This window comes from Bradyrhizobium monzae (assembly GCF_021458635.1).
Classification (GTDB): Bacteria; Pseudomonadota; Alphaproteobacteria; order Rhizobiales; family Xanthobacteraceae; genus Bradyrhizobium.
Genome location: NZ_JAIRDQ010000002.1, coordinates 501,536 through 517,697, shown reverse-complemented (window position 1 = coordinate 517,697; position 16,162 = coordinate 501,536). Strand labels below are relative to the sequence as shown.

Sequence of the window (16,162 nt, the reverse complement as noted above, 5' to 3'; positions counted from 1 at the left end):
TCAGCGCCTCGCGAGCAGGCCCTGCGGCCGAAGCGCCAGCACCAGCACCATGATCAGGAAGGTCTCGACGATGGCATAGGTCGGGATGTAGACCGAGCCGAGTTGCTCAGCGAGGCCGATGATCAGCGCGCCGAGGGCGGCACCTGGTATCGAGCCCATGCCGCCGACGATCACGACCACGAGGGATGCGAGCAGGAAGCGGATGTCCTCACCGGGGGACAGCGACTGGAAGGTGCCGCCCACGACGCCCGCGATACCGGCAAGCCCGGCGCCGAGCGCGAAGACCAGCACGAAGACAATCTGGATGCGCACGCCGGTTGCGGCAAGGATGTCACGATCGTCAACACCGGCGCGGATGATCATGCCGATCCGGGTGCGATTGAGCGAGAGCCACATCGCGATGCCGATGATCACGGAGGCCAGGAAGATCACGAGCCGGACCAGCGGATAGCGCAAATAGACCGGTTCGCCCGAGGATTTCACCGCGGTGATCAGCGGCAGCTCGATCGGGCCGATCAGCCAGTTCGGGGTCTGGATCTGGTAGAAGTCGCCGCCGCAAGCCCACAGCATGAGATCGGCGAACACGATCGAAAGCCCGATCGTCACCATGGTCTGGCGCAGATCCTGGCCCTCCATGCGGCGGAACACCAGGACCTGAAGCAGGACGCCGACCAGCGCCGTCAGGATGAAGGCGACGATGAAGGACAGGATCCAGGACCCGGTCGAGGCGCTGATGGCGTAGCCGACATAGCCACCGAACAGATAGAGCGAGCCGTGGGCGAGGTTGACGTTGCGCATCAGCCCGAAGATCAGGGTAAAGCCGCTGGCGACGAGGAAATAGAGACCGCCGAGCGTGATGCCGTTGAAGACCGCATTGAGGAACACCCGCTTGCGGCCGATTGCCTCTTCAAGCCCCGGCGGCCATACCGCGAAGATCAGCCACAGCGCCACTGCGATCGCGATGATGACGATCAATGCCCAGGCGGGGTGGCGCTCGACAAAGCGGGTCATGGCTTCACCTCGAGCCCCTTGCGGGCGAGGTCGCACGCAGACCGTTGCCGGCCGCAAGCTGTGCCATGAACGTACACTCCCTATCGACCACGATCCTCTTGTCGGGATCGCGTTACGCACATCCTAATCGGACGCACGGGAGCGCATTTGATCGTGAGTATCTTTTCGCGCGCTCGTCAACCGCGCAAAACCTTGGCCGCGCGACGATAATCGGTCGGTGCCATCCCGACATTGGCGGCGAAGAAACGGGTGAACCCGCTCTGCGAGGAGAAGCCGAGATCGAAACCGATATCGGCGATCGGCGCTTCGCTCGCCACCAGCGCTTCCAGCGCCTGCTCCATCATCAGTGTGTTGAGGTAGAGGTGAGGGGTAACGCCGGTCTGGGTGCGGAACAGCCGGTAGAAATGCGGCCGCGACAGGCCGGATTCGCGCGCGATGGTGTCGAGCTCGATCTCGGCGCCGGGGCTCTCCGACATCATCTTGATGCACTTGCGCACGCGAAAATCGGTGACGGAGCCATTGGCGCGCGGATCCCGCGTGAGCTCGGCCTGCTGCCAGCTTTCGTCGTAACAGATGTCGATCAGGCTTCTCAGCTCGCCGTCAAGGCTATTCAGCGAGGGTGCGCCGCACACAAGGGCGGCCGCGTGCCTGATATGCTTGTCCAAGGCGGCTGACCGCGTGAACTGGGTGCGGCCGAAGCGCAGGCGGTCGGCGCCGGGCGCATCGGGCGCAAACCACTCCGCATTGACATAGAGTACGAAGAAGACCGCGCCCCCGTCGAGATCGGACGGCAGGAAATTATGCGGCTCCCATGGATTGACCGTGACCACGGAACCTTCGGTGAGCTCGTAACGTCCATCGTTGACATCGATGCATGCGGGACGTCCCCCGACATGGAAGATCAAATGACCTTCGCGATGCGCGTGGATGTTGAAAGGGCGGTTCAACTGATAGACCGTCGCCCGGCCAAAGCGGCCGTGGAAGACGGCGAGCGCCCGGCTCATGCCTTCCCTCCCGGAACCTCTTGTCTTTTTTTGATAGGGTTCAACAACCGGGGAGAGAATGCAAGGGCGCACGTGTCGCGCTCTTTGCAAATCTCTCCCCGGTCAGTCATGGCGCCGCTGATACGACTACGTCAGTACTTCTTACATTCCGGCACTGTACGGCTTGGCAAACCGATCTTGGCGAATACGGCGGGGTCGTAGCCCAGCGTCTGGTTCACGTTCGGGATCACCTTCACGACCTTCGAGAACAGCGCGCCCTTGCCGTCGTCGACGACTTCAGTGACGAAGTTGGTGCCGATCGCCTGCCGATTAGCGTCGAGCTTGATCTTGCCGTTGGGCGCATCAAGCTCGATCTTCGCCAGCGCGGCCTTGTACTTGGACTGGTTGTCGCTGAGATCGCCATTGACCTGACGCAGTGCCAGGATCAGCGCCATGGTCGAGCCGTAATAATTGGTGGCGAGCAGCGACGGGCTCGGGAAGCGCTTGTTCGGCGGGAAGGCGTCCTGATAGTCCTTCACGAACTTCTGCCAACCCGGGTCCTCCCAGGTGTCGGCCTGGCCGCTCGCGGCCAGCGTGCCGACCAGCGCGTTTTTGGCGTTGCCCTTGGACGACAGGATGGTCTGATCGATCATGATCGATCCGCCCATCAGATGCGCCTTGCCGCCCGCCTGCTGATACTGGTTGAGGAAATTGACTGCGTCGGCACCGCCGAGACCGAGATAGATCGCATCGACATCGTCGGGCAGGGCGGCGATGACCGAAGCGAAATCCTTGGTGCCGAGCGGCACCCATTGCCGGTTGGTGACTTGCCCTCCGGCGCCGCAGAATTCGAGCACGAGGCCGAACACCTGGGTGTAGATGAAGGAATAATCCTCGCCGACGGTCGCGATCTTGCGATACTTCTTCTCATCATACGCATATTTGCCGAGGCCGACCTGCCACTGCGCGCCGTCCATATTGTAACGGAAGAAGTTTGGGGCCGGATCGACGTAGGTCGTTTCCTGGGCGCCGGAGGCCGCATTGATGAACGTCAGCTCGGGATGAGTCTTTGCAAAATTCTTGACCGCGATGCCCTCGTCGCCTGATAGCGGCGACAGCAGGATCTGCACCTTGTCCTGCTCGATCAGCTTTCGCACGGCGCGCACCGCCGAGTCCGGTGTCGCGTCGGTCGAAGCGATGACGAATTCGAGCTCCTTGTCGCCGACCTTTTTGCCGAGCACGTTGAGTGCCGTCTGGAAGCCGCGGATGCCGTCCTCGCCGAGCACGGTGTAGGTGCCTTCGAGCGTCGCGGTGACGCCGACCTTGATCTTCTCCTGCGCGAAGGCGGTGCCCGACAACAACAGGCTGCTCAACGCGATCAGTCCTAGACTGCCTTTCAACATTGCTCTCCTCCCTGGGGCGTTCTTGTCGCTGTTTTTCACCGCATCCTCGCGCGCCCACCGCGCGGTGCAGCGTTTGTGCAAGGCCAACGGTTCTTGAAGCGGAGGCTAGCCGAACTTGGATGCGGCGCACGCGTCGGAGCCATGCGCGGCTTAACGGGCAGTCTCATTTTGAATGGTGCGTTGCAAATCGTTCCGCGGTGCAATGTCGCGCATCTTCGACATTGAGATCCAACAATGCGGCTGTGCTCGCGGCCCCGCAGCAGCGCTTGGTTTCGGTGACGCCCTGCGATCGACACTCACCTCCATGTCGAGAGCCAGGTGATGCGGGGCGCCGCAGCGACCACATCCGGAAAGGCGTGCCGGAACCGGTCTCTATCCCTGCGAAATTCGTTCGCTTGGGGCGCGCGCTACCCGGGATCGCCCCAGCCGACAGCGCCAGATTTGGCGCGCCGCCGATCGATCGGACGGCAAAACTGTTCGTCGGCGGCAAGCAGGAGGCCCCGTTGCTCGGCTTCATCAGCCTGGTGGCACCGTTGATCGCGATGGGCAATCGGGTCGTCGCCGCCCCGAACACCTGGATTCCCGACGGGGATTAAAGGCGTTACCTTGCGGTGATATGGGTTGGCATCCGGACCATCAGAGTTCGGGCGATTTTTGAAGACAAGAGAGGGACGCAACATGCTCAAGGGCATCAATCCACTGCTCAATGCCGACGTGCTCTATGCCTTGCGCGCAATGGGGCACGGAGATCGCCTCGTGGTGTGCGACACCAATTTTCCTGCCGACTCGATCGCGCGCCAGACCGTGTTCGGCGAGCTGCTTCGCATCGACAACGTCAGCACGGCAAAGGCGATCGAAGCCATCCTCTCGGTGCTGCCGCTCGATACGTTCGTCGACGATGCCGCGATCCGCATGGAGATCGTCGGCCAGCCCCAGGAGGTGCCGCCGGTGCAGCGCGAGGTGCAGGCCGCGATCGACCGCGCCGAAGGACGCTCCTGGCCGCTGGTCGGGGTCGAGCGCCATGCCTTCTATGAAAAGGCCAAGACGGCCTACTGCGTGATCGCCACCGGTGAGCGGCGCTTCTACGGCTGCTTCCTGTTCTCCAAGGGCGTCATCGCGCCGGACGGAGCGTGACGACCATGAGCAAGACTGGCGTCGCAGTGCTCGGCATCTTCGTCGTCGATCTGGCCTTCCGGGCCGGCACCATGCCTGCGATCGGTGAAACGATCGCGGGCTCGGGATTTGCCATGGGACCAGGCGGCAAGGGATCGAACCAGGCCGTGGCCGCTGCGCGCGCGGGCGCGGACGTGACCTTCATCTCCCGGATCGGCAGCGATGCTTTCGGCGAGCTTGCCATCAGGACATGGGAAACCGAGGGAATTCGGCCGCGCGTCGCCAGGACTGCGGAGGCATGGACTGGCGCCGCCTTCATCTACGTTCACGAGACGCGCGGCGACAACGCCATCATCGTGGTGAGCGGAGCGGCCGACGGTCGCAGCCCCGCCGATGTCGACGCGGCGGCGGATGCGATCCGCAGCAGCCGCGTCTTCGTGACCCAGCTCGAGCAGCCGGTCGCGGCCGCGCAGCGCGGGCTTGAGATCGCGCGCGCTGTGGGCAGCATCACCGTGTTCAACCCGGCACCGGCGCTCGCATTCGACGACGGCCTGTTTGCACTATGCGACTACGTCGTTCCCAACGAAACCGAGGCCGAGGGATTGACGCCTGATGGAGAGCTACAAGATCATGGACACCGTGTTCGTGATCACGGGCGGCGGACCGGGGGTCGACACCGAGACCCTGACCTTGTTCGCCTATCAGGAGGGCTTCAAGAAGTTCAATCTCGGCTACACGTCGGCGCTCAGCTTCCTGTTCCTGATCGCGATCACGATCATCGGCGTGACCTATCTGGCGCTGTTGCGACCGCATCTGGAGAAGCACCGATGAGCGGGCAGGGCCTCACCGGACTGTCGAGCTGGAGCCGCCGCCTGGTCGCGGCCGGTGTCTCTTGGCGTGGTGCTTGATCACGGCGTTTCCGCTTTATTGGGTCGTGGTGACGGCGTTCAAGACCCCGCCGGGCGTAATCTACGAGAAGCCAAGCAATCTCTTCGTTGCGGGCTTCATGGGCGCACCCAGAATGAATTTATCCATGGCGAGATTGTCGCTCGCGACGGCGTGCTGGTCTTCAGCGAGCCGTCGGGTGCGGTGCTGAAATTGCCGAAGTCCCGCGAGGCGGCCTACGCGGGGAGCGTCGGCCAGCCGGTTGTGCTTCGGCGTGCGGCCTGACCACGTGCTCCGTCAAGATGTGCCGATGAGCTCATCCGTCCGCTTGATGGTGAAAGACGTGGAGCCGCTCTGGCCGCATACGCTCGTGATTGGAGCCGTCGGCGCATTTCCGTTCACGGCGCAGATGCCGGTGGGGTGGCTGCGGCGCCGGATTGCTTTATCGACGTCGCGCTCGATCTGGAGCGAACGCATCTCTTCGACAAGGTTTCGGGGATGGCCATTTCTTGAGCTCGCGGCTCGGCCCGGCCTGTTTCGCCGTGCGGTCAACCCCTCCGGCCAAAAATATTCCGCTTTACCGAAATTCGGGAATGGCGTATGTATCGCTCATCCGGCTCGACCTGGAGGGGCGATCGTACGTCGTCACTGATCGAGAGCCGGGCTTGCGGTGGACGCGGCAGCGTCGGCACGAGAGGTGCGGGCAGGGCGGGTAGTCCCTGTGAGTCCGAAACTGCGTGCGGACGAGCTGTGCTGTACAGTTCGTCTCGCCAACATTCTTGCGGTGCGTGTGCACACGGCCGCAAGACCCTGTGGCGGCCGGCGAACGCGCGTACGGCAAAACCGTGTGGTCCTGGCCGTCGTCGCTACGGTCAAGTTTTCGCGGAGGTGTGGAGCGCCCAACCGGGTTAACCGCATCGCTCATCTGCGAGGCGAGGGAGGCCAGAAGGAACTCGGCTCCCGGGAGAGCACGGCATAAGCCGTCAAACCACTGCGCAGGGAAGGCCGAGTGATTGGCCACACCTGTATGCTGTTGTGCGGTCTCTTTGCGCTACATTTTCGCGCAGCAGACCGCGGGTGCGAGGTCGGCACCCGGTCTTCCCTGCGCCCCTCTGGACAAGAGGGTGGAATGACGAAGCAAAGCTCGGGCGACATAAGCCGCGAGAATGCGGGGTCATGGGGTATCGATTCCGCCCGAATCTCAGAGCATCGGTTCGAACTGGCAATGCACGAGCATTTCGGAGACCGACGCATTGTTCGGCAGCATGAGTGCGGCTTCCGTGAAGGCGGTCCGACCTACGGCTTGACGTAGGTCCAGCCCTTCTCCTGCAGTTCCATCACGTGCACGACTCCCGACTTGACGACCTCCGCCTGCCGAACAATCGGAATATCCTTGCTCTCGGCCTTCTGCATCTTCTCCTGGGTGTTGCCGCAGGCCTTGAACGAAACCTCGGGCGTGCCCAGGGCCATTTCCTCGATGCGCGCCTTTACCGGCGATGTGTCCTCGCGCAGCATGTGCAGGCCGGGTCCAAAGGTGACCACCTCGATCTTCACCGTCTCGCCTGCGTCCTTGTAGTATTGGGCTACGTTCGTCGCGTTGTTCAGCGCGAGATTCATCGCTGTGGGGTCGTTGGTATTCACCTGCAGGATCAAGTGATGTTCTTTCTTCTTCGTTGCAGCAGGATTCTCAATACGGGCTAGCGCGGATCGCATCCGCGTCGACGCTGTCTGCGTCGCGATATGGTGTCTCGCAGGGCTCGTCTTATGCGAGACAGGCTGCCCTTCCGCCGGTGTCCAGTATTTTCCGCCCTGCTCAGCGACCGCAAACGATGCGGACACCAGAACGGCGGCCGCTCCCATCGCGAGTGCTGTGGCAATATGATGAAACTTGATCATTCTGCGTCTCCATCGAAGAAAAGCATCTGCAGCAATCAATGATTCGGTGTCGCGATCGCGCGAGGCCATTTGCAGGCCGCAGCGATTTTCGCGCGCGCCGTGTCCAGCCCGGCGAGCGAGAACGTTCCGTCATGGGCAGCCCCGCTCCGTGGTGAGAGGAGGACAATGAGGTCTCCGCCGTCCGGGAGCGACTGCACGAGGCGAACAACATCCCCGGCGAACGCGACGCCGGGACCGAATGCCGGTACGGCTGCTGCGACCTGCGTCGCCGGATTATCATTGACGCGATACGAAATCGCATCATCACCTCCTTCGCGGGAGATGCCGGGTCCCGCGAGCACCAGCTCCGTCCGGCCGCCGCGGCAGCGAATCGACAACTGCATCGCGGAATCGCCGGTTCCGCTGCGTGACGATGCCGTAGCGGTCGCGATCGGTGCGTAGTCTACTGGCGAGGTCGTCTGGCTGACGATCCAGTCGTCTTCCGGCGTCATGCGACGCTGGGGCACGACGGTACGCGTCAATTTGTTCAAGCACCCGAGGTGCTCCGCGTGTTCCTTCTGAAGGCAGGAACGGAGCTGCGTCATCGACTCTTCGGCCGACGCAATGCCGCCTGTGCACCCGAGTGCAGCAAAAAGCAGGATGGCGGCGCGTTTCATTGTGATGCTTGTTTTGCGCCGGGTTGACGATCCAGCCAAGCTTGCGCCGCAGGGACGCGCGCCAGACCCGGAACCGTCGCGGCGAGGTTGATGGATTTCCACTTCGGATCGAAACCGGGTGCCTGCAATCTGTCGATCCGGGAGAACAGGTGGTCGACGAAGCGCGAAACGCGCTCAGAGCGATTTGTCTTGGCCGGCCAATTGAAGGCGACCAGAGCGGTCGGCACGGCAATCGTCGAAATCCGTTCGCCCTGCTTGATCAGATTGGGATAGTCGGTCGCGTCGAGGGTGGCGGGGAGATAGTAGTCCTCGAACTTGCTCTCGTACGGGACGGGCAGGAACTTGAAACCTGGCTCCCAACGACCCCTCACGAAAGCATCCACCGGCTTCGATGTAATGAAGACGACGGCTGACATCTCGCCTTTGCGCATCTGCTCGAGCGCCACCTGGTGCGGAATAAACGTTTTTTCCACCTCGATGTTGAGCCGGCTGAAGATCATCGGCCCTGAATAGGCCGCCGCAGTGCCCTGGTTGTTGAAATTGACCTTCTTGCCGGCGAGGTCGTTCAAACTCTGAATCTCCGGTCGAACGAAGATCTGCAGCTCGGACGGGAACAGATTCAGGACATACGCAATTCGTCGTTGGATGTCCGGCACCTGGCTCTTGTATTCCTCGAGCGCGTCGGAATTGATGATCGCCGCGTCGATGCCGCGCAGATAGAGCAGGGAATTCAGGTTCTCCGTGGCCCCACGTGTGACGACCGGCAGAACATGCAGGTTGTCCCCATCGTCGACCACACGCGCGATCTCCGCCGCCAGGCGGATCGGCGCGCCCTCGAGCAGACCGCCGGCCAGGCCGACAGTCCAGGCGTTCATGGAAATCACTTCAGGCCTCGGCTGCGGCGGCTCGGGCCGTGCCAGACGAACCTTGTGAGGCCGATTGTCTTGCGGCCGTGCAGCTGCCCAGGGCTGAATGGGCAGGAGCAATGGTGCGAACGCCGCGAGTAAGAGCAGCCGACGCAATCCGATAATCCGTTTCATTGACCCACTCCCTCTACACATGCCGCATCCGTGTCGGCGCTTTCGATCCTCGTTTGCCGCATTGCCAACTTGGGAACATCGCCGCTCAAGACCATGCTATCGACGCAGCGCTTCGAATCGCGCCTTCGCCTCCTTGATTCCTCCAGCTTCGGCCCGCGCGTATAGAGTTCGCGCTTTAGTTGGATCGCCTTGCGTTCCATACGTTCCAAAATTTGGAAGTATCAGCGGATCGTAGGTTTCCGCGAGCGCGAAACTTGCTTGCGCGCTGCCCATCTCAACGGCGCGCTCCAGCACGATCCGCGCCGCGCCGATGTTTCCCTGTTTAAGAAGTACGCTCGCGCGCGCGATTAATTTCGCCGATTGGACCCCGTCGTTAGGATTGACCGAAGCATCGCCCTGGTTGCGCGCCGCTATGGCCTGATCTTGGACTGCCTGATTCTGGATTGGCGGCGGCGGCGCTGGCTGCGGCGCCTCGCGCACGGCGTTGCCGGCGGCAGCCAGTGGAGGCGCCGCGGAGGGAGTTTTCGCCACAAGCGCGCCGTTGTCCAGACGCGCCAACGCGAGATCCCTCTCCAGTCGCTCGGCCCGCGCGCGTTCACGCAGCAGCAAGCTGCGCAGCTCGGCCGAGTTCCGCTCTTCTGCCTGCTTAGTCCGTACGACTTCCTCGCTTGCCTTGGACGCGCGCTCGGTCTGCGCGTCGAGATCGTGGCTCGCTTTCGCGAGATCCCGTGCCAGTTGCTCGGCCCGCTCGCGCTCCTTTTGCTGCGATAGCCGTAAGTTGGCGATATCGCTCGCTTCCGCTTGTTTAACCTGCGCCGCTTCCTCGGCAACTTTGGCCGCTTGAGCCTCGTACGCGTAGATCTTGCTGCGTGCCATTGAGAGATCATGCGCCAGCGCATTGGCTCTCTCTTGCTCTTGCTCCATCGATCGCCTCTGTTCCGCAGCGCCAGCTTGTGCTGTCTGCGATAGCTTGGCGACCTCGTTGCTGGCTTTTGTCGCCACCGTCGTCTGAGCATCGATATCTCGTCGCGCGGCCGCCAGTGCCTGCTCCAGCTGCCTGGACCGATCCCGCTCCTGTTGCAGAGCTTTCTGCAACTCGACGGCGCCGCTTTCTGCTGCCGCTTTCTGCGGGAATGCGTCCTCGCTACCTTTCGCCAACAGTGCTGTTTGCGCCTGGTAGGCATCAATAGCGCTTCGCGTCAGGGAGAAATCCCGCGCAAGAGTGTCGGCCCTTTCGCGCTCCTTCTGCATCGATTGCCTCAAATCCGCGGCATTGGCCTCCGCTGCCCGACTTCGCTGCGAAAGTTCCGCGTTTGCCGTCGCCGCCAGCGCAGCCTGGGACTCGATGTTTTGCCGCGCGGCTGCGAGATCCTGCTCCAACCGCGCTGACCGCTCGCGCTCCTGTTGCACGGCCTTCCGCAGCTCCGCGGCACCGCTCTCCTCCACCTGTTTCAGCCGCGATGTTTCCTCGCCTGTCTCTCCTGCCTGTTTCAGCCGGGACACCTCCCCACTTGCCTTCATCGCCAGCGCAGTTTGGGTTTCGATATCGCGCCGCGCGGCTGCGAGATCCTGCGCCAGCAGCGCCGATCGCTTGAGCTCCTCTTGTTGCGATGCCTGCAGCTCACCGGAGCCACTTTCGCCGGCTTGATTCAGCCGGGAAGCTTCCTTCAGTCGGGAAGCTTCCTCGACGGCCTTCGATGCCAACGCCTTTTGGGCTTCGACTTCGCGCCGAGCCGCGTTGAGATCCTGCACCAGCCACTCGGCCCGATCGTGCTCCTGCTCAAGATGTTGCAGCAACTCGATGTCGCGCCTTGCAACGGTAAGTTCGCAGGACAGCGACTCTGCCCAGTCGCGTTGCTGTTCTGGAGCCTGGTGCGGGGGTCTTGTATCGCTGATCGTTGTTTGCGCAACCTGTATCGATTCGAAGCTGCCGTCTGGGCGCGGCGGCAACGTTTCAAACTCGTCAGAACCGGGATTGCGGGCAGTCGTCGCCTGTTGTGCGTCTGCGAGCTGCCGCGTCTGATCCGGGAAGGCCTCCGTTTCCGACGCCCATGTGATAGCGAGCATGACCGCTGCCATCCGCAGGGGGGCATATCGTCCCATCGTGAGCGAGACCTTCACCACGTCGTCGTTGAGCATGACCGTGCGACTCTTCTGCAATCACCTGTCGCGTAGCAATACGACTTCCTTCAGTTGCATCATTGTGCTCTCCACCTTTCCGCAAATCATAGGGCTCGCTTGGAAGACCCTCCGCACCATTTTTAAGGTAGGCTACGGATTGGGTCCGCTCATCGAAACCGTGAACCGCTCAAAGTGCCTTCCGGTGCATTGCGCGGTGTGACCTGATTGCCTACGAACGATAGCGGGCCGCCGTCTTCGCCAATGAGACGGCCCCGAGCGGGCTGAAGCCGGTGGCTGTCCATTCCTGGGCGTGCCATCACCAAGAATGAGAACCGCAAGCGCGTTTCTATTGCGCGCCAAACGGAGCGCGGGGCAAGCACTACAGGTTGGTACTCCGTTTGGAATAAACGGGTCGACATTCTTATGTGCAGCTACAATCAGCCGTTTCGCACCTAGTCGGCGTGTGCCGATCCAAAGCAAGCGCGTAAGCCTGCAGAGCACAAGGCCACATCCGGATTGTGGCTCAGTGTCCGATCCGTTCGGAGTACTCTCCTTTCGTCCACGCGCATCAAGGAATTCTGACGCATGTGCGAGGAGGAGGTGGTAACTTTGACCCAGTGTTCCACGGGTAGACGGGAAATGAATTTGGTCGGAGGGGTTTTCGCAGCAGGAGATCGGGATTGTTCCAGCAACCGGCGCCGCCACCTAGATCAATGCCACCGCATACGCACACGCTTACCGCAGTCCGGTAAGCTGAGCATAGAAAGTGACGGTTCGACCTGGCTCAAGCTGGAGCGCTCCAGACTGGATCGTTCAAGGTTCGCGGCCTCGGCAGCAGCGCACGAAGAGTATTTTCTGAAGGGCTACGAGCATTGACGTTGCCGTTGTGGGAGGGACCCTGCTTTTGAAATCGAGACTCAGAAATGGCGAGCCCCGGCCGGGGCAACCCGTCGAGGCGCTTTAGTGGTTATTACCGCTCTTCTTCGACTCGTCGCGTGGCTACTCGCGGCCGCTGTCACTTTCGTAACGCTCGGACCTGGGTATGTTCGGCCACACCCTGTTCTCGGTCAGCAGGGCGATCACGCGCTCGCGTTCCTTCTGGTCGGGCTTTTCTTCGGCCTCGCCTATCCGCAGCGGCGCTGGATTGTTTCAGCGGTTGCGGTTGCCCTGATCGGCCTGCTTGAGATCTCGCAACTATGGGTGCCGGGGCGGCATGCGAGGCTTGAGGATTTTGTGGTCGATGCGCTCTCGGCCTGCGTCGGCTTCGCGCTGTCCGCAGCGGTCAACTGGATTCAACTGGATGATGGCGCAATTTAGCCAAGATCCGGCGCGGTGCGGATCTGCAGGCGGCACAACTCGCTAAGGGCGATGCGTCGGCCGCCGTCCAACGACGATGAAGCCGGGCGCGATCGTCCTGCGACGCCGCGAAGGCAAGGCGTTCGAGCCGCTCCTGCGGAGCGGCTGGATCTCGGCGCTCTCGAAGCCGAGGCGCCCTTGGAAGCGCGAGCCGGGAGTGCTTCGCTCGAACCGCATGCTAATTGTTGGCTGATCGGACCGCGAGGCGAACACGCAACGCGCAATCGAGCTCAGTGCATTGGAGCGCGGGCGCCTCGCCGCCGCTTGGGTCGGTGTAGCGGATCGCCAAATTTAAGGTCGGCGACCAGCCGCCAGAGCTGAACCTCGTGGCCGTCCGCCAGCCGCCCAGCCCGCTCGGTTGCGGACGCGTCGTCTGGGCAGTGAAGGTTGACCACGCCCCCCAATTGGCCGTGTTTGTCCAGAACGAATGCACGATAGTGTGGCATCGCAAATCCCCAGGCGCACAGCATCTTACCTGCTGCCTCGATGTCTGGCGTGGAGATTTTGGGTATTGACGAGCTACCCCTGATGGGCGGTATGCCTGCCGCAATGGCTCGCTGCGAACCCGCTCATTCCGTCAGGCCCTTCGGCGCCCGTTCGAATAGCTCGCGCCGACGCACTCAGGCGCGACGGTGGAGATGTCTGGGCCGCTCCCGGACTTTCGGAAGCTCGCTGCCATGGTAGCCGTTGGGGTTCTGCAATTGCCAACGCCAATGGTCCGCACACATCTGCTGCAAGGATCGGGTCGATTTCCAGCCTAAGGCATCCATCGCAAAGGTTGGGTCGGCAAAGCAGGCGGCAACATCACCCGCACGGCGCTCCTTGACTTCATAGGGAACCGATCGCCCGCTCACCGCTTCGAATGTGCGAACGACCTCCAGAACGCTGCTGCCGTTACCCGTGCCAAGATTGACCGTGAGCACACCGGGCTTTATCAGGTGACGCAAGGCACTCAAATGCCCGGATGCGAGATCGACCACATGAATGAAGTCGCGGATTCCGGTACCGTCAGGGGTGGCGTAGTCGTTTCCCCAGATCTGCAGCTTCTCCCGCCGCCCAATTGCCACCTGCGCCACGAACGGCAGCAGGTTGCTAGGAACGCCGATCGGGTCCTCTCCGACAAGCCCGCTTTCGTGCGCGCCAACCGGATTGAAATAGCGCAGATTGCCGATCCGCCAACCGTCGTCGGAGCCGCAGAGATCCTTCAGCATCTCTTCGATAACAAGCTTTGTACGGCCGTACGGATTGGTCGGACCGAGCGGATGCTTCTCGTCGAGCGGCAGATAGTTCGGTATCCCGTAAACCGTCGCGGACGAGCTGAAGACGAGCGACTTTACATTCGCCCTTTTCATGGCCGACACAAGGCGCATCGTTCCCAGGACGTTGTTCTCGTAATACGTCATGGGCCGAATGTTGGAATCGCCGACCGCCTTTAGTCCTGCAAGGTGAACGACCGCGGTCACGCCGTAAGCACGGAGTGCGTCGTAGATCACGTCTTCATTCCGGATATCTGCGTGCCGAAAGACGAGCGTCCGCCCGCAGATGGATTGCACCCGTTCGAGCGACGCCTTGCTGCTGTTGCAGAGATTATCGACGGCGACAACGTCGAGGCCGGCGTCCAGTAACGCGATGCAAACGTGGGACCCGATGTAGCCGGCAGCCCCGGTCACTAGGACCATCTCGGACATCTTCCGCTTTCGCTCAACCAGTTTGGTGCAATATTGCGACGGCGCTTGTTGTCACCTCTGCACGACGCGAGCCGAATCGCCTGCGGTTGAATCGGTCGGACCTGTTCCCGATCGAATATCTGAACTGCTTAGCTTTCGGGGAGGGACGGCAGGACCATCCTGGTATTGGAGGCTGACCTCGACGGCGTCACCCGGCAGCAGCTCGGTATCTTCGCCTGCGATGATTCGTTCCTCCCCCTTATCGCGCTTCCTGATAATGGCAATCTCCAGGTTATTGCCGGCTCCTCGCACGAGTTGTGTTCGAACCATCGCAACGTACTGAAGCTTCTCGCCGACGCTCTGCAGCTTCTCTCGAATTTGATTGAGTCTTACGCTGGTATCTTGCAGCTCACGGAGCAGGTCGAGCCTGCGCTGGTCATCCAGCTTTGACAGCTTTCTGACGAACTCGTCTTGCTGCTTTTTGACCTGCAACAGTTGCGCAGAGGTTTGCAGCTTCCGTGTTGATGACAGCAGTACCGCGCGACGCGCATCCGTAACGCGAGGGCTGATCAAGGATCCCTTGCCGAAGAGCTCGGTGGTTTTCTGCAGGTCGTCAAGATCTGCCTGAAGTCCTTCTTCATCCTTCTTCTGCTGCTCTGACAGCACGCGGACCTCGTCGTCTCCCTGTCGAATGCCGTGCTGAAGGTACGTCTTTTCCTGTTGATAATCACTTTGCTTGGTCTTCAGATATTCCGTTTCTGCGTTAACGATTTCCGAGATCGCCGATCGAGCTAAGGGCGTGTCCATCAACGCGCTTGGAGCGATCTGGACTCCCTCTCCAAGTTCAGTCTTGATGCGCCACATACGCGCCTGTTCTTTGGCTAGCTCTGTCCAAAGTGAACCATACTCGCTCCTCAGGTCGGCTGACTCGAGGTAAGGGTTGTTCATTCTGATACGCATGATGTCGTAGCCGCCTGCCACGGCGACGAGCTGGCGTGCGGTTATAGACGGACGATAAGGGTACTCACCCGGCTTCGATACATCCCCGTTCACGTATATGGGCTTGTATTCTGCGATGACCGTCGTGACCTCGTCTGCGTCGATCACGACGACCGTCTCACGGCCGTCCGACGTCCTCTGTCGAAATGCCTTGCTTGCTAATGCAGCGCCGATTTTGGCTTGGATCTGCGGTAAGGGCAGGCCGGCCACTGGAACCGCTCCGACCAGTGGCAACGAAACATTCCCGTCCAATTGAACGGCAGCACGATGCCGTAGCTCCGGCACGCCCGCCACCGCAACCTCCAGCACGTCTCCGACGTCCACCAGATATTCTGCCTTTGCTGGAGTGACGAAAATTGTCAAGCCAACAGCCACCAAGGCGCATTTGATGCAACGACTGAAGTCGCTGCTGGAGAGGTCGATATGGAAGGTATTGCGCAGTCTGGAGTTCGGCATTGCGTCATTCCCGGTACGAATGTGGTCACCGAAGTGAAGTCTTTCGAAATTGTTCGCGGAAGGCGGTAAGTCAAAATCCGTCCGAGTAGCCGTCCAGACAGGCGATCCGCAGAACTACGTTCTGTTCTCTCATTGACGCGACCGCTCGGTGCATTCTTCCGCTCCGTTCGACTGATCGGTCCCCATCGGGACGGGCGCTTATAGCAGCCCGAATCTAATCCCGCGCCGTCGCGGCTCAATCGACCATCGTAGTTACCCACTTATTGCCGGTCCCATCCAGTTATTGCCAATTTCCATCCAATGATCACGACTGTACTGATTCCGCCCAAGTGGCGAGTGATGGTGGCCTGTCTGCTATGAGTTGCGCGTCCTTCACCAACTTGCCGGCGTCTACCAAGCTTCCGGCACATTGGGTCTCACGGGGCAGGGCGATCGTGAGCCAAGGGAGGGGGCGGATTGGCTGCTCGATTGATATGCCAGCAGGTAGCGGATTCCTACCCGTAGCCGCGGCCTGTTTTGCAGCTGACCTCCATCTGCATGGGACACGGGTCTGCGTGTGGGACAACGCCATCGCAA

General features: G+C 61.4%; 14 protein-coding genes and 2 pseudogenes. 7 read left to right on the top strand and 9 right to left on the bottom strand.

Annotated elements, in window-relative coordinates; genetic code table 11:
* The 3 genes from K3F49_RS11580 to K3F49_RS11570 form a co-directional block, all read right to left on the bottom strand.
* Complete coding sequence (locus tag K3F49_RS11580; protein WP_234681044.1) at positions 1 to 1,011, bottom strand: branched-chain amino acid ABC transporter permease; 1,011 nt, start codon at positions 1,009 to 1,011, stop codon at positions 1 to 3.
* Positions 1,012 to 1,187: 176 nt separating this feature from the next.
* A complete protein-coding gene (locus K3F49_RS11575) occupies positions 1,188 to 2,015 on the bottom strand; it encodes an AraC family transcriptional regulator (RefSeq protein ID WP_234681043.1) in 828 nt (275 codons plus the stop codon).
* Between the two features lie 131 nt (positions 2,016 to 2,146).
* On the bottom strand, positions 2,147 to 3,397 hold the full coding sequence (locus K3F49_RS11570) for an ABC transporter substrate-binding protein (RefSeq protein WP_200468655.1): 1,251 nt from the start codon (positions 3,395 to 3,397) through the stop codon (positions 2,147 to 2,149).
* Between the two features lie 356 nt (positions 3,398 to 3,753).
* Between K3F49_RS11570 and K3F49_RS11565 the strand changes: the two genes are divergently transcribed.
* From K3F49_RS11565 to K3F49_RS11540, 6 genes and pseudogenes are all read left to right on the top strand, one after another.
* On the top strand, positions 3,754 to 3,993 hold the full coding sequence (locus tag K3F49_RS11565) for a hypothetical protein (protein WP_234681042.1): 240 nt from the start codon (positions 3,754 to 3,756) through the stop codon (positions 3,991 to 3,993).
* Positions 3,994 to 4,075: 82 nt separating this feature from the next.
* Positions 4,076 to 4,531, top strand: a complete 456-nt coding sequence (locus K3F49_RS11560) for an RbsD/FucU family protein (protein ID WP_234681041.1) — start codon at positions 4,076 to 4,078, stop codon at positions 4,529 to 4,531.
* 5 nt (positions 4,532 to 4,536) lie between these two features.
* Positions 4,537 to 5,118 (top strand): annotated as a pseudogene (locus tag K3F49_RS11555) (PfkB family carbohydrate kinase); the annotation flags it as partial.
* Positions 5,117 to 5,341 (top strand): annotated as a pseudogene (locus tag K3F49_RS11550) (sugar ABC transporter permease); the annotation flags it as partial. The pseudogenes K3F49_RS11555 and K3F49_RS11550, both read left to right, overlap by 2 nt.
* Positions 5,342 to 5,407: 66 nt before the next feature.
* Positions 5,408 to 5,680, top strand: a complete 273-nt coding sequence (locus tag K3F49_RS11545; protein ID WP_234681040.1) for a hypothetical protein — start codon at positions 5,408 to 5,410, stop codon at positions 5,678 to 5,680.
* Positions 5,681 to 5,705: 25 nt separating this feature from the next.
* Positions 5,706 to 6,047, top strand: coding sequence for a hypothetical protein (locus tag K3F49_RS11540; RefSeq protein ID WP_234681039.1), 342 nt, complete (start codon positions 5,706 to 5,708; stop codon positions 6,045 to 6,047).
* A gap of 644 nt (positions 6,048 to 6,691) precedes the next feature.
* Here the strand turns inward: K3F49_RS11540 and K3F49_RS11535 are convergent.
* The 4 genes from K3F49_RS11535 to K3F49_RS11520 all read right to left on the bottom strand — a co-directional run bounded on the left by K3F49_RS11535 (position 6,692) and on the right by K3F49_RS11520 (position 11,126).
* The gene (locus K3F49_RS11535; RefSeq protein ID WP_234681038.1) at positions 6,692 to 7,291 is read right to left on the bottom strand and encodes a DsrE family protein; all 600 of its coding nucleotides are present in this window, start codon (positions 7,289 to 7,291) and stop codon (positions 6,692 to 6,694) included.
* A 35-nt stretch (positions 7,292 to 7,326) separates the two neighbouring features.
* Positions 7,327 to 7,947, bottom strand: a complete 621-nt coding sequence (locus tag K3F49_RS11530; RefSeq protein WP_234681037.1) for a hypothetical protein — start codon at positions 7,945 to 7,947, stop codon at positions 7,327 to 7,329.
* On the bottom strand, positions 7,944 to 8,987 hold the full coding sequence (locus K3F49_RS11525) for a TAXI family TRAP transporter solute-binding subunit (RefSeq protein WP_234681036.1): 1,044 nt from the start codon (positions 8,985 to 8,987) through the stop codon (positions 7,944 to 7,946). The genes K3F49_RS11530 and K3F49_RS11525 overlap by 4 nt, the downstream gene beginning before the upstream one ends.
* A 96-nt stretch (positions 8,988 to 9,083) precedes the next feature.
* A complete protein-coding gene (locus K3F49_RS11520; protein WP_234681035.1) occupies positions 9,084 to 11,126 on the bottom strand; it encodes a hypothetical protein in 2,043 nt (680 codons plus the stop codon).
* 945 nt (positions 11,127 to 12,071) lie between these two features.
* Between K3F49_RS11520 and K3F49_RS11515 the strand changes: the two genes are divergently transcribed.
* On the top strand, positions 12,072 to 12,425 hold the full coding sequence (locus K3F49_RS11515; protein WP_452100883.1) for a VanZ family protein: 354 nt from the start codon (positions 12,072 to 12,074) through the stop codon (positions 12,423 to 12,425).
* A gap of 659 nt (positions 12,426 to 13,084) precedes the next feature.
* Here K3F49_RS11515 and galE read toward each other — a convergent pair.
* On the bottom strand, positions 13,085 to 14,143 hold the full coding sequence (galE, locus tag K3F49_RS11510) for a UDP-glucose 4-epimerase GalE (RefSeq protein ID WP_234681427.1): 1,059 nt from the start codon (positions 14,141 to 14,143) through the stop codon (positions 13,085 to 13,087).
* Between the two features lie 60 nt (positions 14,144 to 14,203).
* Positions 14,204 to 15,586 (bottom strand): polysaccharide biosynthesis/export family protein, encoded by a 1,383-nt coding sequence (locus K3F49_RS11505; protein WP_234681034.1) that lies wholly within the window; start codon positions 15,584 to 15,586, stop codon positions 14,204 to 14,206.
* Between the last annotated feature and the right edge of the window lie 576 nt (positions 15,587 to 16,162).